Source organism: Kitasatospora sp. NPDC005751 (assembly GCF_040630835.1).
Classification (GTDB): Bacteria; Actinomycetota; Actinomycetes; order Streptomycetales; family Streptomycetaceae; genus Kitasatospora.
This window is the reverse complement of the sequence record NZ_JBEXYC010000008.1, coordinates 174,945-194,285: the sequence shown is the minus strand read 5'-3', so window position 1 is coordinate 194,285 and position 19,341 is coordinate 174,945. Positions and strand designations below refer to the sequence as shown.

Annotated in this window: 16 protein-coding genes; 10 read left to right on the top strand and 6 right to left on the bottom strand. The window is 71.5% G+C overall.

The genetic code is table 11. The features are described 5' to 3' along the window. Nucleotides 1-31: 31 nt before the first annotated feature. A complete protein-coding gene (locus tag ABZ497_RS11695; RefSeq protein ID WP_329492280.1) occupies nt 32-592 on the top strand; it encodes an ATP/GTP-binding protein in 561 nt (186 codons plus the stop codon). A gap of 95 nt (nt 593-687) precedes the next feature. Continuing rightward, a complete protein-coding gene (locus ABZ497_RS11690) occupies nt 688-1,860 on the top strand; it encodes a cytochrome P450 (protein ID WP_329492281.1) in 1,173 nt (390 codons plus the stop codon). A gap of 51 nt (nt 1,861-1,911) precedes the next feature. On the opposite strand, the gene msrB is transcribed toward ABZ497_RS11690, so the two are convergent. From msrB to ABZ497_RS11670, 4 genes are all read right to left on the bottom strand, one after another. After that, nucleotides 1,912-2,322 carry a peptide-methionine (R)-S-oxide reductase MsrB gene (msrB, locus tag ABZ497_RS11685; protein WP_359804438.1) on the bottom strand — a complete coding sequence of 137 codons (411 nt, stop codon included), beginning with the start codon at nt 2,320-2,322 and terminating at the stop codon, nt 1,912-1,914. Beyond that, complete coding sequence (gene murC, locus ABZ497_RS11680) at nt 2,319-3,755, bottom strand: UDP-N-acetylmuramate--L-alanine ligase (protein WP_359804437.1); 1,437 nt, start codon at nt 3,753-3,755, stop codon at nt 2,319-2,321. Before murC ends, msrB begins: the two co-directional genes overlap by 4 nt. Nucleotides 3,756-3,888: 133 nt before the next feature. Next, nucleotides 3,889-4,350, bottom strand: a complete 462-nt coding sequence (locus tag ABZ497_RS11675) for an indole-3-glycerol phosphate synthase (RefSeq protein WP_359804436.1) — start codon at nt 4,348-4,350, stop codon at nt 3,889-3,891. Nucleotides 4,351-4,479: 129 nt separating this feature from the next. Continuing rightward, on the bottom strand, nt 4,480-5,280 hold the full coding sequence (locus ABZ497_RS11670; protein ID WP_359804435.1) for a pyrimidine reductase family protein: 801 nt from the start codon (nt 5,278-5,280) through the stop codon (nt 4,480-4,482). A 126-nt stretch (nt 5,281-5,406) separates the two neighbouring features. Between ABZ497_RS11670 and zapE the strand changes: the two genes are divergently transcribed. From zapE to ABZ497_RS11650, 4 genes are all read left to right on the top strand, one after another. Beyond that, nucleotides 5,407-6,450 carry a cell division protein ZapE gene (gene zapE, locus ABZ497_RS11665; RefSeq protein ID WP_352288365.1) on the top strand — a complete coding sequence of 348 codons (1,044 nt, stop codon included), beginning with the start codon at nt 5,407-5,409 and terminating at the stop codon, nt 6,448-6,450. A 36-nt stretch (nt 6,451-6,486) separates the two neighbouring features. Beyond that, entirely contained in the window at nt 6,487-8,577 is a 2,091-nt protein-coding gene (gene uvrB, locus ABZ497_RS11660) for an excinuclease ABC subunit UvrB (RefSeq protein WP_359804434.1), read from the top strand. A 246-nt stretch (nt 8,578-8,823) separates the two neighbouring features. Next, nucleotides 8,824-9,405, top strand: coding sequence for a TerD family protein (locus ABZ497_RS11655; protein WP_329490000.1), 582 nt, complete (start codon nt 8,824-8,826; stop codon nt 9,403-9,405). 247 nt (nt 9,406-9,652) lie between these two features. Next, complete coding sequence (locus ABZ497_RS11650; RefSeq protein ID WP_329490001.1) at nt 9,653-10,633, top strand: TerC family protein; 981 nt, start codon at nt 9,653-9,655, stop codon at nt 10,631-10,633. Between the two features lie 87 nt (nt 10,634-10,720). Here ABZ497_RS11650 and ABZ497_RS11645 read toward each other — a convergent pair whose 3' ends face one another. Together ABZ497_RS11645 and ABZ497_RS11640 are read right to left on the bottom strand one after the other, a co-directional pair. Next, nucleotides 10,721-11,374 (bottom strand): MBL fold metallo-hydrolase, encoded by a 654-nt coding sequence (locus tag ABZ497_RS11645; RefSeq protein ID WP_359804433.1) that lies wholly within the window; start codon nt 11,372-11,374, stop codon nt 10,721-10,723. 130 nt (nt 11,375-11,504) lie between these two features. Beyond that, on the bottom strand, nt 11,505-12,272 hold the full coding sequence (locus tag ABZ497_RS11640) for a maleylpyruvate isomerase family mycothiol-dependent enzyme (protein WP_359804432.1): 768 nt from the start codon (nt 12,270-12,272) through the stop codon (nt 11,505-11,507). Nucleotides 12,273-12,543: 271 nt separating this feature from the next. Between ABZ497_RS11640 and uvrA the strand changes: the two genes are divergently transcribed. The 4 genes from uvrA to rapZ all read left to right on the top strand — a co-directional run bounded on the left by uvrA (nt 12,544) and on the right by rapZ (nt 19,254). Continuing rightward, nucleotides 12,544-15,447 carry an excinuclease ABC subunit UvrA gene (uvrA, locus tag ABZ497_RS11635; protein WP_329490004.1) on the top strand — a complete coding sequence of 968 codons (2,904 nt, stop codon included), beginning with the start codon at nt 12,544-12,546 and terminating at the stop codon, nt 15,445-15,447. 140 nt (nt 15,448-15,587) lie between these two features. Further along, entirely contained in the window at nt 15,588-16,046 is a 459-nt protein-coding gene (locus ABZ497_RS11630; RefSeq protein ID WP_352288129.1) for a Rieske (2Fe-2S) protein, read from the top strand. A gap of 51 nt (nt 16,047-16,097) precedes the next feature. Continuing rightward, on the top strand, nt 16,098-18,224 hold the full coding sequence (uvrC, locus tag ABZ497_RS11625; protein ID WP_359804431.1) for an excinuclease ABC subunit UvrC: 2,127 nt from the start codon (nt 16,098-16,100) through the stop codon (nt 18,222-18,224). A 124-nt stretch (nt 18,225-18,348) separates the two neighbouring features. Beyond that, a complete protein-coding gene (gene rapZ / locus ABZ497_RS11620) occupies nt 18,349-19,254 on the top strand; it encodes an RNase adapter RapZ (RefSeq protein WP_329490007.1) in 906 nt (301 codons plus the stop codon). The last annotated feature ends 87 nt before the right edge of the window (nt 19,255-19,341 follow it).

The window sequence follows — 19,341 nt, the reverse complement described above, 5'->3', positions numbered from 1 at the left end:
GGGCTACCTGCCCGACCGGGACCAGACGCTGATGAAGCTGGTGGTCGCCGGTCCGTTCGGCGTCGGGAAGACCACGCTGATCCGCACCCTGTCGGAGATCCCCACGCTGCACACCGAGGAGGCGATGACCGAGACCGGTGCCCCCGTCGACGACGCGGAGGGTCTGCCGGGCAAGACCACCACCACGGTGGCGGTCGACTTCGGTCGCCTGACGCTGCCCGGGCAGGTGGTGCTCTACATGTTCGGCACCCCCGGGCAGCGCCGGTTCTTCCCGCTCTGGCAGGACATCGCCCGCGGCGCCCTCGGTGCCCTGGTGCTGGCCGACACCCGCCGGCTCGCCGACTCCTTCGAGATCATGGACATGGTCGAGGAGCAGGGGCTGCCCTACGCGGTCGCCGTCAACTGCTTCCCGGGCGCGCCCGCGCACCCGATCGAGGTGCTCCGGGCCCACCTGGACCTGCACGCCGCCACCCCGCTGGTGCTCTGCGACGCCCGTGAGCGCGGTTCCAGCCTCGACGCACTGATCGCGCTGACCGAGCACGTGCTGCACGGTCTGCCCGCCACACCCGACGCCGCCCCGGAGCAGCCGTGACCAGCACCGACGAAGCGACCGCCACCGACGAAGCGACCGCCACCGACGAGGCCCCCACGGCCGCCGGCTCCGGCAGCGCGCCCGGCGCCCGGCCGGTGCCGATCTACGGCCCGGCCTTCGCCGCCGACCCGCAACTCGTCTACGAGCGGCTGCGCCGCTACGGCGCCGTCGCCCCGGTGGAGATCTCGCCCGGCGTGGAGGCCCTGCTGGTCACCGACTACCAGGCCGCGCTGGACCTGCTGCGCGACACCGACACCTTCTCCAAGGACTCCCGGGCCTGGCAGCAGACCGTCCCGCCGACCTCCCCGCTCCTGCCGGTGCTCGGCTACCGCCCCACCGCCTTCTTCAGCGACGGCGAGGTGCACGCCCGCTACCGCCAGGTGATCACCGACGGCCTGGCCCTGCTCGAACCGCACCTGTTGCAGCGCCGGGTCGCCGAGGTCGCGCACCGGCTGATCGACGCCTTCGTGGCCACCGGTTCGGCCGATCTGATCGACGAGTACGCCCGGCAGCTGCCGGTGGCCGTGTTCAACACCTGGTTCGGCGTCCCCGAGGAGCACAGCGCCCGGCTGGTGGCCGGCATCGCCGGCATGATGGAGTCCACCGAGAAGGCCGTCGCCGCCTACGGCGACCTCGTCTCCGTGGTCACCGGCATGGTCGCCGAGCGGCGCGAGCGCCCCCGGCACGACCTCACCTCGTGGTTCCTCACCCACCCGGCCGGGCTGGACAACGACGAGGTGGTCCGGCAGATCACCCTCACCATGATCGCCGGGAACCAGCCGACCACCAATCTGATCGGCAACGCGCTGATGCGGCTGCTCACCGACGCCCGGTACGCGGGATCGCTGTTCGGCGGCGCCATGACGGCCTACCAGGCGATCGACGAGGTGCTCTGGCACGACCCGCCGCTGGCCAACCTCTCCGCCCACTACCCGCGCTACGACATCACTTTCCACGGCCGGGAGATCCCCGCCGGCTCGCTGGTGCTGGTCTCCTACGGGGCCGCCAACTCGCAGGCCGCGCCGCCCACCGACGGCACCGAGCTGCGCAGCGGCGAGTCCGCCCACCTGGCCTGGGCGGCCGGCCCGCACGCCTGTCCGGCCCGGGACCCGGCGCTGCTGATCGCGATCACCGCGATCGAGCAGCTCACCAGCCGGCTGAGCGACCTCGAACTGAGCACCGGCGCCGAGGACCTCCTCTGGCGTCCGGGCCCGTTCCACCGCGCCCTGCTCCACCTCCCGGTGCGCTTCCAGCCGGTCGGCGGATAGCCGCGGGCCCGGGCGCCGAACCGGCTCCCGGGCCCGCGTGCCGTGCCGTGCTTAGCTGCCGTCGGCCGGGCGCAGCGTCAGCGAGATGCTGTTGATGCAGTAGCGCTGGTCGGTCGGCGTGCCGTAGCCCTCGCCCTCGAAGACGTGGCCCAGGTGCCCGCCGCAGCGCGCGCAGCGGACCTCCACCCGGCGCATGCCGAGCGTGGTGTCCTCGATGTACTGCACCCGGTCCCCGGCGAGCGGGGCGTAGTAGGACGGCCAGCCGCAGTGGCTGTCGAACTTGGTCTCCGAGCTGAACAGCTCCGACCCGCAGGCGCGGCAGCTGTAGACCCCGACGGTCTTGGTGTCGGTGTACTCACCCGTGAACGGGCGCTCGGTGCCGGCTTCGCGGAGCACGTGGTACTCGTCGGGGCTCAGCTCGGCGCGCCACTCGGCGTCGCTCTTCTCGATCTCGTAGCTCATCGCAGACTCCCGGTCGGCAGGTCTCGGACGTCGGTGCCAACGCTCGCGAGGTGCCGGAGGATTTCCGGCCCGAGGTTGGTGACGTCACCGGCGCCCATGGTGAGCAGCAGGTCGCCCGGGCGGGTCAGGCCCGCCAGCAGGGCGGGGGCGGCGTCGAACGCGTGCTCGGCGGTGACCTCGGCACCGGCCCGCTTCGCCGCGTCGATGATCAGCTCGCTGGTGACGCCGGGGATCGGGTCCTCGCGGGCGGGGTAGATGTCCAGCACCACCGAGGCGTCGGCCAGGGCGAGCGCCCGGCCCATCTCCTCGGCGAGCTGCTGGGTGCGGCTGAACAGGTGCGGCTGGAAGACCACGAGCACCCGCCCGGCGCCGTGCAGGCCCTCCCGGATCGCCTCCAGGTCGGCGGTCATCTCGGTGGGGTGGTGGGCGTAGGAGTCGATCACCTGGACGCCGGCCGCCTCGCCCTTGAGCTGGAGCCGCCGCCGCACGCCGGTGTAGGCGCCGAGCGCCTTGGCGAGGTCGGCGGCCGGCACGCCCAGGGCGACGCCGGCGGCCAGCGCCGCGACCGCGTTGTGGGCGTAGTGCCGGCCGGGCACCGAGACGGTGAAGGTCAGCTCGGCGCCGTCCAGCCGGACGGTGACCTCGCTGGTCATGCCGTGCGCGACCACCGACAGCACGCGGACGTCGGCGTCCTCGGCCGCGCCGACGGTGACGACGTTCAGGCCCTCGCGGCCGGCCACCCGGGAGGTCAGCTCGCGGGCGCCGTCGTGGTCGGCGGAGACCACCAGGGTGCCGCCGGGGGCGATCCGGCCGACGAAGGTCTCGAAGGACTCGTAGATCTCCTCGATCGAGGCGTAGTTCGCGTGGTGGTCGAGCTCGACGTTGAGCACGATCGCCACCTCGGGCGCGTACTTGTGGAAGCTGCGGTCGCTCTCGTCGGCCTCCGCGACGAAGATCTCGCCGGTGCCGTGGTGGGCGTTGGAGCCGGGCGCGTCGAGGTCGCCGCCGATCGCGTACGAGGGGTCGAGGCCCAGCTCGCCGAGGGCGACGGCGAGCATGCTGGTGGTGGTGGTCTTGCCGTGGGTGCCGGCCACGGCCAGCGCCCGGCGGCCGCCCATCAGCGCGGCCAGCGCGTCGGAGCGGTGGACCACCGGGACGCCCCGCTCGCGGGCGGTGGCCAGCTCCGGGTTGTCCGCGCGGATGGCGCTGGACACGACCACGCTGCTGACACCGTCCGGCACGTGCTCGGCGGCGTGGCCGATGTGCACGACGGCGCCGAGCGCGCGCAGCGCCAGGACGGTCTCGGACTCCTTGGAGTCGCTGCCGGAGACGCTGGCGCCGCGCACCGCGAGGATCTTCGCCAGGCCGGACATCCCGGCGCCGCCGATACCGATGAAGTGCGGGGCGTGCAGGTCGTGCGCGGCGTCGTTCAAGGCAAGGCTCCGTACGGGCGGGGGCAGACAAGGGGCAGAGCGGGTACAGCGGGTACGTCGGTCGGCGGACCAACGGGCGAATCGTCCTCGCGGATGGGCCGCAAGGACGATTCTGCACCACCGGCGGGTCGGGTCAGGAGTCGCTGGCGAACAGTCGCAGGACGGGGACACCCACCTTGTGCCGGGCCTGGGAGGCCCAGTCGCGGTGGAAGAACTCCTCCACGAAGTGCGGCGAGGTGAGCACCACGACCTCGTCGGCCCGGTGCTCCTCGACCACCGCGCGCAGCCGCTCCAGCGGCTTCTCCTCGACCAGCTCGCCGATCGCCTCCGCGCCGGCCTGGCGCAGGTGGCGCAGGCTGTGGGCGAGCGATTCGCCGGCCACCGTCGGCTCGTGCTCGGACTCGTCGTGCTCGCGCACCACCTTGTCGAGGTGGCCGAGGGCGACGTCGTCCAGCGCCCTCAGCAGCTCGTCCTGTTTGCCGCGCGGCTGCATCAGGACGACGAAGGACACCTTCTCGTCGCTGTGGAGCGTGGTGACGAGCTCCACATCGGCGTCGGAGAGCGCCTTTTCGATCATCAGTACCGTCTTGAACACGTGAGTCCCTTCCAGTGACCGGCCCCCGGGCCCCGGCATCGCATCCCATACTGCCCGGCGGGAAGCTTTCCGCATGCTGCCCCGCGACCCTGCGGGCCACGCGGGTGGAGCTCCCGAAGGAGAGCGGGATCACTGTCCGGCGGTCACGGGGGCCGGTGACGCGGCTTGCGGGTGAAGACGCAGGTAGCGGGTGAAGAGGAATCCTTTCTGCTCGATCAATGAGACCAGTCGCATCCGCTGCACGTCAGGCATTTCCGCATCGTGGATGATGCGCGGCGCGTCGCCGGCCGTGATCAGCGGTGCCACCGACAGGCACAGCTCGTCCAGCAGGTCCGCGGCGGCCAGCTGCCCCAGCAGCCGCGGACCGCCCTCGCTCAGCAGCCTCGTCCACCCCCGCTCGGCCAGGGCCGCGACCGCGGCGGGCAGGTCCACCGAGCCCTTCCCGGCCACCACCACGTCGGCCACCTCGGCCACCGCCCGGCGGCTGCGCGCCGGCGCGTCCTCGGTGGTGATCACCACCGTCCGCACCAGCGGCTCGGTGAACAGCGGCGCCGCGAGGTCCAGCCCCAGCGAGCGGCTGACGATCGCGATCACCGGGGCCGGGGCCTGCCCGGCCGCCGCCCGCGCCGCGGCGAAGTCGGCCCGGGCCCGGCCCGGCCGGTACCCCTCGGCGCGGACCGTCTCGGCGCCCACCAGCACCACGTCCGACAGCGCCCGCAGCACTCCGAAGATCCGTTTGTCGGCGTCCCCCGAGAGCCCCTCGGACAGGCCCGCCAGCTTCGCCCCGCCGTCCAGGCCGGCCACCATGTTGGCCCGCAGCCACGGCCGGCCCTGATTCACCTGCTCGGGGTACGCGTAGACGGCGGCGAGCGACTCCAGCGACGCGGGATCGGCGAACGGCCGGGACAGCGGACTGATCAACTGTTGCATGCCGTCCAGTCTCGTCGCCCGGCGCCCGGCGATCCACCGGCGGCCCTCGGCCCGAGCGGTGCGCCGGCAGGCGTACCCTCTAGTACCGTGCCCGCAGCCCCACTCCCCGACGCGCCGACCGAGCCGATAGCGACCGCAGACGTGGCCACCGCTCCCCTCGCGCTCACCGACCGGCGCCCCGTCGTCCCCGCCGAGCGCCTGGTGGCCGAGATGGTCCCGCCACCGCGCTTCTCCCTCGTCAGCTTCGGAACGTACCTCCCGGACCCGAACCAGCCCAGCCAGTACGAGGCGGTCCAGGTCCTGGAGCAGTTCGCCGGCACGCTCAACGCCGGAGACGGCGGCGCCCCCAAGCGCAGCTGGTTCCGCCGTACGGCCCCCGTGCCCACCGGCCCGGCCGGCGTCTACCTGGACGGCGGCTACGGCGTCGGCAAGACCCACCTGCTGGCCTCGCTCTGGCACGCCGCCCCCGGCCCCAAGGCGTTCGGCACCTTCGTCGAGCTGACCAACCTGGTCGGCGCGCTCGGCTTCCAGCAGGCCGTCCGGACCCTCTCCGACCACCGCCTGCTCTGCATCGACGAGTTCGAGCTGGACGACCCGGGCGACACGGTGCTGGTCTCCACCCTGCTCGGCCGCCTGGTCGACAACGGCGTCAAGCTCTGCGCCACCTCGAACACCCTGCCGGAGAAGCTCGGCGAGGGCCGGTTCGCCGCCGCCGACTTCCTGCGCGAGATCCAGGGCCTCTCCGCGCACTTCCGCCCGATGCGGATCGACGGCCAGGACTACCGCCACCGCGGCCTGCCGGCCGCCCCGCCGCCGTACGACGACGAGACCGTCGCCGCCGTCGCCGCCCGCACCCCGGGCGCCTCGCTGGACGAGTTCTCCGGGCTGCTCGACCACCTCTCCGCCGTCCACCCGAGCCGCTACGGCGCGCTGCTGGACGACGTGCAGGCGGTCTGCCTGCGCGGCGTGCGGCAGGTCGACGACCAGTCCACCGCGCTGCGCCTGGTCGTCCTCGCCGACCGGATGTACGACCGCGAGCTGCCGATCACCGCCTCCGGGATCCCCTTCGACCAGGTCTTCCCCGAGGAGATGCTGCGCGGCGGCTACCGCAAGAAGTACCTCCGGGCGGTCTCCCGGCTGGTCGCGCTGGCCCGGGACAGCGCCAAGTAGGCACCGGTTGTCAGTGGTGGGTCGTACGGTGGACACGTGCGACCCATCACGAGTATTGAGCGCTCAGAGACGCCCTTCGAGGTCGTCAGCCCCTTCCAGCCCAATGGCGACCAGCCGGCGGCGATCGCCGAGCTGGAGCGCCGGATCCGCGCGGGGGAGAAGGACGTCGTCCTGCTCGGCGCCACCGGCACCGGCAAGTCGGCCACCACGGCCTGGATGATCGAGAAGCTGCAGCGCCCCACCCTGGTGATGGCGCCGAACAAGACCCTGGCCGCCCAGCTGGCCAACGAGTTCCGGGAACTCCTGCCGAACAACGCGGTCGAGTACTTCGTCTCGTACTACGACTACTACCAGCCCGAGGCGTACGTCCCGCAGACGGACACCTACATCGAGAAGGACTCCTCGATCAACGAGGAGGTCGAGCGGCTGCGCCACTCCGCGACCAACTCGCTGCTCACCCGCCGGGACGTGGTCGTCGTCGCGTCCGTCTCCTGCATCTACGGCCTCGGCACCCCGCAGGAGTACGTCGACCGGATGGTCCGGCTCAAGGTGGGCGAGGAGATCGACCGCGACGTGCTGCTGCGCCGCTTCGTCGACATCCAGTACACCCGCAACGACCTCGCCTTCACCCGCGGCACCTTCCGGGTCCGCGGCGACACCATCGAGATCTTCCCGGTCTACGAGGAGCTCGCCCTGCGGATCGAGATGTTCGGCGACGAGATCGAGTCGCTGTACACCCTGCACCCGCTGACCGGCGAGATCATCAGCCAGGACGACTCCGTCCACGTCTTCCCCGCCTCGCACTACGTGGCCGGCCCGGAGCGGATGGAGCGGGCGGTCAACGACATCGAGAAGGAGCTGGCCGGGACGCTGGCCCGGATGGAGAAGCAGGGCAAGCTGCTGGAGGCCCAGCGGCTGCGGATGCGCACCACCTACGACATCGAGATGCTCCGCCAGATCGGCACCTGCTCGGGCGTCGAGAACTACTCGATGCACTTCGACGGCCGCGCGCCCGGCTCCCCGCCGAACACCCTGCTCGACTACTTCCCGGAGGACTTCCTCCTGGTCATCGACGAGTCGCACGTCACCGTCCCGCAGATCGGCGCGATGTACGAGGGCGACGCCTCCCGCAAGCGCACCCTGGTCGAGCACGGCTTCCGGCTGCCCTCCGCGATGGACAACCGCCCGCTCAAGTGGGAGGAGTTCCTGGAGCGGACCGACCAGACCGTCTACCTCTCGGCCACCCCCGGCGCGTACGAGCTGTCCCGCGGCGACGGCCAGGTCGAGCAGATCATCCGCCCGACCGGCCTGATCGACCCCGAGGTGATCGTCAAGCCGACCGAGGGCCAGATCGACGACCTGGTGCACGAGGTGCGGACGCGGGTGGAGCGGGACGAGCGCGTCCTGGTCACCACCCTCACCAAGAAGATGGCCGAGGACCTCACCGACTACATGCTCGGTCTGGACATCCGGGTCCGGTACCTGCACAGCGACGTCGACACGCTGCGCCGGGTCGAGCTGCTGCGCGAGCTGCGGGCCGGCCGGTACGACGTGCTGGTCGGCATCAACCTGCTCCGTGAGGGCCTCGACCTGCCCGAGGTCTCCCTGGTGGCGATCCTGGACGCGGACAAGGAGGGCTTCCTGCGCTCCGGCACCTCGCTGATCCAGACCATCGGCCGCGCGGCCCGCAACGTCTCCGGCCAGGTCCACATGTACGCGGACCGGATCACCCCCTCGATGGCGAAGGCGATCGACGAGACCAACCGCCGCCGGGCCGTGCAGCAGGCCTACAACAAGAAGCACGGGATCGACCCGCAGCCGCTCCGCAAGAAGATCGGCGACATCCTGGACACCCTCGCCCGCGAGGAGGTCGACACCGACGAGCTGCTCTCCTCCGGCTACCGGGCGGGGGGCAAGGGCAAGGCCCCGGTGCCGGCGCTGGGCGCGGACCGCAAGCCCGCCAAGAGCCTGCCGGCGGCCGAGCTGGCCGAGCTGATCCAGTCGATGACCGAGCGGATGCACGCGGCCGCGACGGACCTCCAGTTCGAGGTCGCGGCCCGGCTGCGCGACGAGGTCAAGGAGCTGAAGAAGGAGCTCCGCCAGATGCGCGAGGCGGGTATCGCGTAGCGCCGGTCGCGGCCCGCGCCGGGCTTGGCCGGATCCGGTACCGGTCAAGCCCGGCGGTGTCTCAGCCTTGCCACAAACGGGTAGACGCTGACGGACGCGGCCGACCGCAGGCCCTAGGCTGGCCTGCGGTGCCGCCCGGGACGGGCGGTCGCATCAGGGGGCCTCAGCCGGGGGACGGCAAGGGGGTGTTCCACCGTGAAGCCGGCGCGGATACCGACCGCCCGGCTGGGCAGAGAGGACAAGGCCGTGTCGGTGAACCTTGCCAAGGGGCAGCAGGTCAGCCTGCAGAAGGGTTCGGGCGAGTCGCTGACGGTCGTCCGGATGGGGCTGGGCTGGAAGGCGGCGCCCAAGCGCGGCCTCTTCGGCAGCCGGACGCGACAGATCGACCTGGACGCCTCGGCGCTGCTGTACGCCGAGCAGACCCCGTCCGACGTGGTCTTCTTCCAGCACCTGGAGAGCAACGACGGCTCCGTCCGGCACACCGGGGACAACCTGGTCGGCGGCACCGGGGCGGGTGAGGACGACGAGTCGATCCTGGTCGACCTGGCCCACGTACCGGTGCACATCACCCAGGTGGTGTTCACGGTCAGCTCGTACACCGGGCAGACCTTCGCCGAGGTGCAGAACGCGTACTGCCGGCTGGTGGACGACTCGACCGGGCTGGAGCTGGCCCGCTACGAGCTGGCCGGCGGCGGCCCGCACACCGGGCAGATCATGGCGAAGGTGTTCCGCGAGCCGTCCGGCGGCTGGGGGATGCAGGCGATCGGCGCGCCGGCCCGGGGTCGGACCTTCCAGGACCTGCTGCCGGCCATCGAGCCCTTCCTCTAGCGGGCGGGGTCCCGGCCGGCGGCAGGCGCCCCGGGTCGTTCTTTACCTTCTTTACCTTCTCTTGGTTCTTCTGTTAGCCTCGTGGGAGCGGAGGGGAGTATTCCCTCGCAGTTGTCCCGTCATCACGGGCGCCCACCTGGCGGCGTCCCGGGGCGCTGGTCCGCGGGCGCCGCACATGCGCCCGGCGGGCGGAAGAGACCTCCGGCAGTGACGATGACTGTCTCGCCTACCTGCCGGAGGAGCAGTAGTGGACGTTTCCGTAAGTTTGTGGATCGGCACGATCGGTGTGCTGTTGGCCCTGATCGTGGCCGACTTCTTCATCGGCGGCCGCAAGCCGCACGAGGTGTCGGTCAAGGAAGCCGGTGTCTGGACCACGGTCTGGATCGTGCTGGCCGCCGTCTTCGGCGGGTTCCTCTGGTGGCACTCCGGCTCCAAGCCGGCCGGTGAGTTCTTCGCCGGGTACATCACCGAGAAGTCGCTCAGCGTCGACAACCTGTTCGTGTTCATCCTGATCATGGGCAAGTTCGCGGTGCCGAAGATCTACCAGCAGCGCGTGCTGATGTTCGGTGTGATCATCGCCCTGGTGCTGCGGGCGGTCTTCATCGCCGGCGGCGCGGCCCTGGTGGCGCAGTTCTCCTGGGTGTTCTTCATCTTCGGCGGCTTCCTGGTCTGGACGGCCTGGAAGCTGATCAAGGAGGCCCGGGCCGACGAGGAGGACGAGGAGTTCGAGGAGAACCGGCTGCTCAAGTCGATCGAGCAGCGCTTCCCGTCGACCGACAAGTACCACGGCACCAAGCTCTTCATCCGGGAGAACGGCCGTCGGCTGATGACGCCGATGCTGATCGTGATGCTCGCGATCGGCACCACGGACGTCCTGTTCGCACTGGACTCGATCCCGGCGATCTTCGGCCTGACCCAGGACCCGTACATCGTCTTCACCGCGAACGCCTTCGCCCTGATGGGGCTGCGCCAGCTGTACTTCCTGATCGGCGGGCTGCTGAAGAAGCTGGTCCACCTCTCCTACGGCCTGTCGGTGATCCTCGGCTTCATCGGCGTGAAGCTGGTGCTGCACGCGCTGCACGAGCAGGGTGTGCACGTCCCCGAGATCGGCATCCCGTTCTCGCTGGGCTTCATCGTGGTGGTGCTGGCCGTCACCACGGTGACCAGCCTGATCGCCGCGAAGAAGCAGGAGCGGGCCGACGAGGCCCCGGAGAAGATCGACGCCTGATCCCCTGATCCCCGGGACCCCCGGGGTCCAGGGCGGCGGGCCCGCGACCGAGCAGTGGTCGCGGGCCCGCCGTTCGTCGTACCGGGGCTACCAGCCGCGCTCGCGCCACTCCTGGAGGTGCGGGCGCTCGGCGCCGAGGGTGGTGTCCTTGCCGTGGCCGGGGTACACCCAGGCCTCGTCCGGCAGCACGTCGAAGATCTTCTCGTTGACGTCCCGGTAGAGGCTCTCGAAGGCGGCCCTGTCGTCCCAGGTGTTCCCGACGCCGCCGGGGAAGAGGCAGTCGCCGGTGAAGACGTGCGGGTGGCCCTGGGGGTCGTCGTAGACCAGCACGATGGCGCCGGGGGTGTGCCCGACCAGGTGCCGGACGGTCAGCTCGATCTGCCCGAACCGCAGCGGCTCGCCGTCCTCCAGCAGCAGCTCGGTCGGGACGTCGATGCCCTCGGCGTCGTACCGCCCGGCGGCGGTGCGGGCGCCGGTCGCCGCGACCACCTCGGCGAGCGCGCCCCAGTGGTCGTGGTGGCGGTGCGTGGTGACCACGGTGGTCAGCTCGTCACCGACCGTCTCCAGCAGCACCGCCGCGTCGGCGGCGGCGTCGATCAACAGCTGCTCGTCGGTGGCCCGGCAGCGCAGCAGGTAGGCGTTGTTGTCGTACGGGCCGACGGCCGCCTTGGTGATGATCAGGTGGGCCAGCTCGCGCACGTCCGGCGGCCCGCCGACCTTGACCGCTCCGTGGTACGTCATCCGTCCGCTCCTCGTCGTTCCGGGGCCGCCGTCGGCATCGCCCCTGCTGCCAGCATCGTCGCGCGGCCGGGCCGCGTCTTGTGGATCTTCCCGCGCCGGGGCCCGGCCCGGTGCGGGGGCCCGCCCCGCGTCAGCCCAGCGGCGGGAGCGCGGGCAGCGCGGCGCGGCCGTCGGGGAGCTGGTCGCCGCCGCGGTGGACCTGCAGGCCGTCGCCGTCGGAGCGGCCCGAGAGCCAGGCGGCGAGCGCCCGCACCGGGCCCTCGGCGGTCAGTCCGGGCCCCTCGCCGGCGGTGCCGATCACGGCCCGGTCCTCGGTGTCGTCGGCGACCAGCTCGACCGCGGGCAGGCCCTCGGCGCCCGCCAGCCGGTCGGACAGGCGCCGGAACTCGGCCACCGCGAAGAGCTCCGGCCAGTGCGCGGGGGAGTAGCCGGCGGCCAGGTCGACGTGGTGGTACTCGACCTCCATCAGCCGCTTCCACGGGATGTCGGCGGCCGGGAAGACGTAGCCGGTGCGGTGGCGCACCTCGGCCGTCCAGGCCCCGGGCGCCAGCGCCGCGGCGGCCGCGGCGAACCGCTCGTCGGAGTCGCGCAGGTCGTCGAGCTGGACATCGAGCGGGCGGTCGGCGCCGTCCTCGATGCCCTGGTCACGGGCCTCGTCGCTGGGGTACTGCGGGATGTCGGTGGCGGTCCGGGCGCCGTCGAGCAGATTGACCAGCGAGTCCGCGTTGCGGGCCAGGTGGGCCAGGACGTGGCCCCTGGTCCAGCCCGGCAGGGCGGAGGGCTCCGCGAGGGCCTCGGGCTTCAGTCCGGCCACGGTGTGCAGCAGGTGCCCGGTGCTGGTGGCGACCAGCCGGAGCCGCTCGTCGGCGAGGTCGGCGGCGGTCTGGGGGTCGGTCATCGGTGGCGGCCTCCGTCGGAGTGGTCGGCAGCGTTGCCCGCACGGGCACTCGCTCGTTGACGAGGGTGACGCTATCTCCGATGTCACGGCTGAGCAGGGCTTTTCTCGAACAGGCCCGGTCAACGTCGAGCAGGTCTCTCACTCGATCGGGTGGACTCCGCTGGACAAGGTCGAGAATCGAACGCCTGAGCTATAGGCTGGCAGGCGCATCCTGGAAGAAGTACACCTCTCACGCAAAGCCATCTCGCCCCGGAGAAAGGCGCCAGAAGCAGTGGCCGACCGCCTCATCGTCCGCGGTGCTCGCGAGCACAACCTCAAGAACGTCTCGCTCGACCTGCCCCGCGACTCCCTCATCGTCTTCACGGGCCTCTCCGGCTCCGGCAAGTCCTCGCTCGCCTTCGACACGATCTTCGCCGAGGGCCAGCGCCGATACGTCGAGTCGTTGTCCTCCTACGCCCGTCAGTTCCTCGGGCAGATGGACAAGCCCGACGTCGACTTCATCGAAGGCCTCTCCCCGGCCGTCTCGATCGACCAGAAGTCCACCAACCGGAACCCGCGCTCGACCGTCGGCACCATCACCGAGGTCTACGACTACCTGCGCCTGCTGTTCGCGCGGATCGGCAAGCCGCACTGCCCGCACTGCGGCCGCCCGATCGCCAAGCAGTCCCCGCAGGCGATCGTGGACAAGGTGCTGGAGCTCACCGAGGGCACCCGGTTCCAGGTGCTCAGCCCGGTGGTGCGCGAGCGCAAGGGCGAGTTCGTCGACCTCTTCGCCGACCTCCAGTCCAAGGGCTACGCCCGGGCCCGGGTGGACGGCGAGACGGTCCAGCTCGCCGAGCCGCCCAAGCTCAAGAAGCAGGAGAAGCACACCATCGAGGTGGTCATCGACCGCCTCACCGTGAAGAGCAGCGCCAAGCGCCGGCTGACCGACTCGGTGGAGACGGCCCTGCGGCTCGGCGGCGGCATGGTCGTGCTCGACTTCGTCGACCTCCCGGAGGGCGATCCGGAGCGCGAGCGGATGTACTCCGAGCACCTCTACTGCCCGTACGACGACGTGTCGTTCGAGGAGCTGGAGCCGCGCTCGTTCTCCTTCAACTCGCCGTTCGGCGCCTGCCCGGACTGCTCCGGCCTGGGCAACCGGATGGAGGTCGACCCGGAGCTGGTCGTCCCCGACGAGGAGAAGTCGCTGGACGAGGGGGCCATCCACCCCTGGTCCGGCGGCCACACCAAGGAGTACTTCCAGCGCCTGATCGACGCCCTCGCCGGCGAGCTGGGCTTCCGGACGGACCTCCCCTGGGCCGGGCTGCCGGCCCGCGCCAGGAAGGCGCTGCTGTACGGGCACAAGCACCAGGTCGAGGTGCGCTACCGCAACCGCTACGGCCGGGACCGCTCCTACACCACGGGCTTCGAGGGCGCGGTGCCGTTCATCCAGCGCCGGCACACCGAGGCGGAGAGCGACAGCAGCCGCGAGCGCTTCGAGGGCTACATGCGCGAGGTGCCCTGCCCGACCTGCCGGGGCACCCGGCTCAAGCCGGTCGTGCTGGCCGTCACCGTCGAGGGCCGGTCCATCGCGGACGTCTCGGCGATGTCGATCAGCGACTGCTCGGACTTCCTCGGCGCGATGAAGCTCAACGCGCGGGACAAGCAGATCGCCGAGCGCGTCCTGAAGGAGGTCAACGAGCGGCTGCGGTTCCTGGTCGACGTCGGCCTGGACTACCTCTCGCTGAACCGCGCGGCCGGCACCCTGTCCGGCGGCGAGGCCCAGCGGATCCGGCTCGCCACCCAGATCGGCTCCGGCCTGGTCGGCGTGCTCTACGTGCTGGACGAGCCCTCGATCGGCCTGCACCAGCGGGACAACCACCGGCTGATCGAGACCCTGGTCCGGCTGCGGGACATCGGCAACACCCTGATCGTCGTCGAGCACGACGAGGACACCATCAAGATGGCCGACTGGGTGGTCGACATCGGCCCGGGCGCCGGTGAGCACGGCGGCAAGGTGGTGCACTCCGGCTCGCTCAAGCAGCTGCTCGCCAACAAGGAGTCGCTGACCGGCCAGTACCTCTCCGGCAAGCGGTCCATCCCGATCCCGGCCACCCGCCGCGAGCGGGACAAGAAGCGCCAGCTGACCGTCCACGGCGCCCGCGAGCACAACCTCAAGGACGTCACGGTCGGCTTCCCGCTCGGGACGTTCACCGCGATCACCGGGGTCTCCGGCTCCGGCAAGTCGACGCTGGTCAACGACATCCTCTACACCCACCTCGCCCGGGAGCTGAACGGCGCCCGCAGCGTGCCGGGCCGGCACACCCGGATCACCGGCACCGACCAGGTGGACAAGGTCGTGCACGTCGACCAGTCGCCGATCGGCCGCACCCCGCGCTCCAACCCGGCCACCTACACCGGCGTGTTCGACCACGTCCGGCGGCTCTTCGCCGAGACGCAGGAGGCCAAGGTCCGCGGCTACCTGCCCGGCCGGTTCTCGTTCAACGTCAAGGGCGGCCGCTGCGAGAACTGCTCCGGCGACGGCACCATCAAGATCGAGATGAACTTCCTGCCGGACGTCTACGTGCCGTGCGAGGTCTGCCACGGCGCCCGGTACAACCGGGAGACGCTGGAGGTCCACTTCAAGGGCAAGTCCATCGCCGAGGTCCTGGACATGCCGATCGAGGAGGCGATGGACTTCTTCGAGGCCGTCCCGGCGATCGCCCGGCACCTGCGGACGCTCAACGACGTCGGCCTCGGCTACGTCCGGCTCGGCCAGTCCGCGCCGACCCTCTCCGGTGGTGAGGCGCAGCGCGTCAAGCTCGCCTCCGAGCTGCAGAAGCGCTCCACCGGGCGGACGGTCTACGTGCTGGACGAGCCCACCACCGGTCTGCACTTCGAGGACATCAGCAAGCTGATCAAGGTGCTCTCGGGTCTGGTGGAGAAGGGCAACACGGTGATCGTCATCGAGCACAACCTCGATGTGATCAAGACCGCCGACTGGATCGTCGACATGGGCCCCGAGGGCGGCTCCGGCGGCGGCATGGTGGTGGCCGAGGGCACGCCGGAGCAGATCGCGGCGGTCTCCGAGAGCCACACCGGCAAGTTCCTCCGGGACATCCTCCCGGGCGAGTTCACCGACGCCCCGGCGCCGGTGAAGGCCCCGCGCAAGCGGGCGGTCGCCAAGAAGAAGTAGCGCCGCGAGGTCGGCGGCACGACATCGGCCCGGCCGACCCCCGTTCGGGGGGCGGCCGGGTAAGGGCCGCATAGAATCACCGCCGACCGGCGCCGCGGGGGGACCCCCGGCGAACCGCAGCGACTCCAGGAGCGAACCACATGTCCGAGGCCCCCGAGAGCCCGCTGGGCGAGAACCCCGCCACCTCCCGCCGCACCCTGCTCTGCGGTGCCGCGGCCGTCCTCGCCGCAGGCGGCGGCACGCTGGCGGTCGCCGGCTGCTCCTCGTCGTCCTCCTCCACCTCCACCTCCTCCGGGCCCAAGACCCCGGTGGACGTCGGCCCGGCCACCGCCGTCCCGGTCGGCGGCGGCACCGTCTACCGCGACAAGAAGATCGTGGTGACCCAGCCCAACGCCGGTGAGTACAAGGCGTTCAGCGCCACGTGCACCCACGCCGGCTGCATCGTCGACCAGGTCAAGAACCAGAAGATCCAATGCCCCTGTCACGGCAGCATGTTCGCCATCACCGACGGCGCGGTGCTGGACGGACCGGCGCCCACCCCGCTCCCCGCCTACTCCGTGGCGGTCGAGGGCGGCAACCTCAAGGTGACCCCGAGCTGAACCAGTTGATCTCCCCTCCGCAGCCCCGGCCCGACTCGGTACGGTGGACCCATGGCTGACCCGTCCACCTACCGCCCCGCACCGGGCGCGATCCCGACCTCGCCGGGCGTCTACAAGTTCCGCGACGCCCACGGGCGGGTCATCTACGTCGGCAAGGCCAAGAGCCTGCGGCCCCGGTTGTCGTCCTACTTCCAGGACCTCGCCGGGCTGCACCCGCGGACCGCGACGATGGTCACCACGGCCGCCTCGGTGGAGTGGACGGTCGTCGCCACCGAGGTCGAGGCGCTCCAGCTGGAGTACTCCTGGATCAAGGAGTTCGATCCCCGCTTCAACGTCAAGTACCGCGACGACAAGAGCTATCCGGAGCTCGCGGTCACCCTCAACGAGGAGTACCCGCGAGTCCAGGTGATGCGCGGGGCGCACAAGAAGGGCGTGCGCTACTTCGGCCCCTACGGGCACGCCTGGGCGATCCGCGAGACGGTCGACCTGCTGCTGCGCGTCTTCCCCGTCCGCACCTGCTCCAACGGCGTCTTCAAGCGGGCCCGCCAGGTCGGCCGGCCCTGTCTGCTCGGCTACATCGGCAAGTGCGCCGCGCCCTGCGTCGGCAAGGTCTCGGCCGAGGAACACCGCGAGCTGGCCGAGGACTTCTGCGACTTCATGGCCGGCCGCACCGGCAACTACCTGCGCCGGCTGGAAGAGCAGATGCGGGAGGCCGCCGCCGACCTGGAGTACGAGAAGGCGGGCCGGCTGCGGGACGACATCGGTGCGCTGAAGCGCGCGATGGAGAAGAACGCCATCGTCCTCGCCGACGCCACCGACGCCGACCTGCTCGCCCTCGCCGAGGACGAGCTGGAGGCGTCCGTCCAGATCTTCCACGTCCGCGGCGGCCGGGTCCGCGGCCAGCGCGGCTGGGTCACCGACAAGGTCGAGGACGTCGACACCGCGGCCCTGGTCGAGCACGCCCTGCAGCAGCTCTACGGCGGCGGCGACGGCGCCGTGCCGCGCGAGGTGCTGGTGCCCGCACTGCCGGAGCCCGCCGAACCGGTCCGGGAGTGGCTGACCGGCCTGCGCGGCAGCCAGGTCGACCTGCGGATCCCGCAGCGCGGCGACAAGAAGGACCTGATGGCGACCGTGCAGCGCAACGCCCAGCAGGCGCTGGCGCTGCACAAGACCAAGCGCGCCTCCGACCTCACCACCCGCAGCCGCGCCCTCCAGGAGATCGCCGACGCGCTGGAGCTGGACTCCGTCCCGCTGCGGATCGAGTGCTTCGACATCTCGCACCTCCAGGGCGAGGACGTGGTCGCCTCGATGGTGGTCTTCGAGGACGGCCTGGCCCGCAAGAGCGAGTACCGCCGGTTCCAGATCAAGGGCTTCGAGGGCCAGGACGACGTCCGCTCGATGCACGAGGTGATCGGCCGTAGGTTCCGCCGCTACCTCCAGGAGCGCGAGCAGACCGGGGAGTGGGCCGTTCCCGAGGCGGACGACCCCGGCGCGCCCGCGGAGGCCGGCGCACCCGGGCCGCACGGCGCCGCCCGCGGGTCCGACGACCCCGACGGCCCGGAGGTCGTGGTCGGCCCGGTGGACCCGGAGACCGGCCGCCCGCGCCGCTTCGCCTATCCGCCGCAGCTGCTGGTCGTCGACGGCGGCCAGCCGCAGGTCGCCGCCGCCAAGCGCGCCCTGGACGAGCTCGGCATCGACGACGTCGCCCTCTGCGGCCTGGCCAAGCGGCTGGAGGAGGTCTGGCTGCCCGGCGAGGAGGACCCGGTGGTCCTGCCGCGCAGCAGCGAGGGCCTCTACCTGCTCCAGCGGGTCCGCGACGAGGCGCACCGGTTCGCCATCACCTACCAGCGCAGCAAGCGGTCCAAGCGACTCACCGCCGGGGAGCTGGACTCCGTCCCCGGCCTCGGCGAGACTCGCCGCCAGGCGCTGCTCAAGCACTTCGGCTCGCTGAAGAAGCTCCGGCTGGCCACCGTCGACGAACTCTGCGCCGTCCCCGGCATCGGACGCCGGACGGCGGAGACTGTTGCGGCGGCGTTGTCGTCCCGTCCATCCGCGACACCCGCCGTGAACACCGCCACCGGCGAGATCATCGATGACGGCGCCGTCCCGGCCGGCCCGGCGGCCGGCACCGGGACCGACGCCGCACCCCAGACCGCACCATTCCAGGAGACGCCATGACGGCCGACGCCGTCCGTCAGCCGGCGCGCCCCGCGTTCACTCGCCCGAGTGAGCAGGGGAAGCGTGGCCGTGCCGCGCGCGTTCTCCACAGCAGAACCACCGAGAGCGGGGAACCGAAGTGACGATGTCCGACGATGGCGGCACCGCCCGACCACTGGCCGCGGGCGAGAACGTGCCGGAGCTGGTGATCATCTCCGGGATGTCCGGAGCCGGCCGGTCGACGGCGGCCAAGTGCCTGGAGGACCTGGGCTGGTTCGTGGTGGACAACCTGCCGCCGGCCCTCATCCCGACCATGGTCGACCTCGGCGCCCGTTCCCAGGGGAACGTCGCCCGGATCGGCGCCGTGGTCGACGTCCGCGGCCGCCAGTTCTTCGACGACCTGCTCACCTCGCTGGACGAGCTGGAGAAGCGCGGCGTCCGGCTGAGCGTGGTCTTCCTGGACTCCTCCGACGACGCCCTGGTCCGGCGCTTCGAGAGCGTGCGCCGCCCGCACCCGCTCCAGGCCGACGGCCGGATCGTGGACGGCATCGCCCAGGAGCGCGACCTCCTGCGCGAGCTGCGCGGCGAGGCCGACCTGGTGATCGACACCTCCAACCTCAACGTGCACCAGCTGCGGGCCAAGCTGGACGCCCAGTTCGCCGACCACGACGAGCCCGAGCTGCGCGCCACCGTGATGTCCTTCGGCTTCAAGTACGGCCTCCCGGTCGACGCCGACCTCGTGGTGGACTGCCGCTTCCTGCCCAATCCGCACTGGGTGCCCGAGCTCCGCGCCCGGACGGGCACCGACGCCGACGTCGCCGACTACGTGTTCCAACAGCCCGGTGCCAACGAGTTCCTCAACGGCTACGCGGAGCTGCTGCGCATCATCACCGAGGGGTACCGCCGCGAGGGGAAGCGTTACATGACCCTTGCCGTAGGCTGCACCGGTGGCAAGCACCGCAGCGTCGCGATGTCCGAGCGGCTGACCAAGCGTCTGATCGCGGACGGCGTCGAAACGGTGCTGGTCCACCGTGACATGGGACGGGAGTAGCCGCCTCACCCCCTGCCGGGCCGCCGGTGGAGGCCGGCGGCGGGCAAGAGGAACGCGAGGTAGGTGTGACGGGATACGTGCCCGGGC

What these genes read in the sequence shown, in the direction of transcription:
- ABZ497_RS11695 (WP_329492280.1), top strand. Translation starts at nt 32, where the DNA reads ATGAAGCTGGTGGTCGCCGGTCCGTTCGGCGTCGGGAAGACCACGCTG.
- msrB (WP_359804438.1), bottom strand. Translation starts at nt 2,322, where the DNA reads ATGAGCTACGAGATCGAGAAGAGCGACGCCGAGTGGCGCGCCGAGCTG.
- ABZ497_RS11670 (WP_359804435.1), bottom strand. Translation starts at nt 5,280, where the DNA reads ATGCAACAGTTGATCAGTCCGCTGTCCCGGCCGTTCGCCGATCCCGCG.
- ABZ497_RS11645 (WP_359804433.1), bottom strand. Translation starts at nt 11,374, where the DNA reads ATGACGTACCACGGAGCGGTCAAGGTCGGCGGGCCGCCGGACGTGCGC.
- ABZ497_RS11640 (WP_359804432.1), bottom strand. Translation starts at nt 12,272, where the DNA reads ATGACCGACCCCCAGACCGCCGCCGACCTCGCCGACGAGCGGCTCCGG.
- ABZ497_RS11630 (WP_352288129.1), top strand. Translation starts at nt 15,588, where the DNA reads ATGTCCGAGGCCCCCGAGAGCCCGCTGGGCGAGAACCCCGCCACCTCC.
- uvrC (WP_359804431.1), top strand. Translation starts at nt 16,098, where the DNA reads ATGGCTGACCCGTCCACCTACCGCCCCGCACCGGGCGCGATCCCGACC.
- rapZ (WP_329490007.1), top strand. Translation starts at nt 18,349, where the DNA reads ATGTCCGACGATGGCGGCACCGCCCGACCACTGGCCGCGGGCGAGAAC.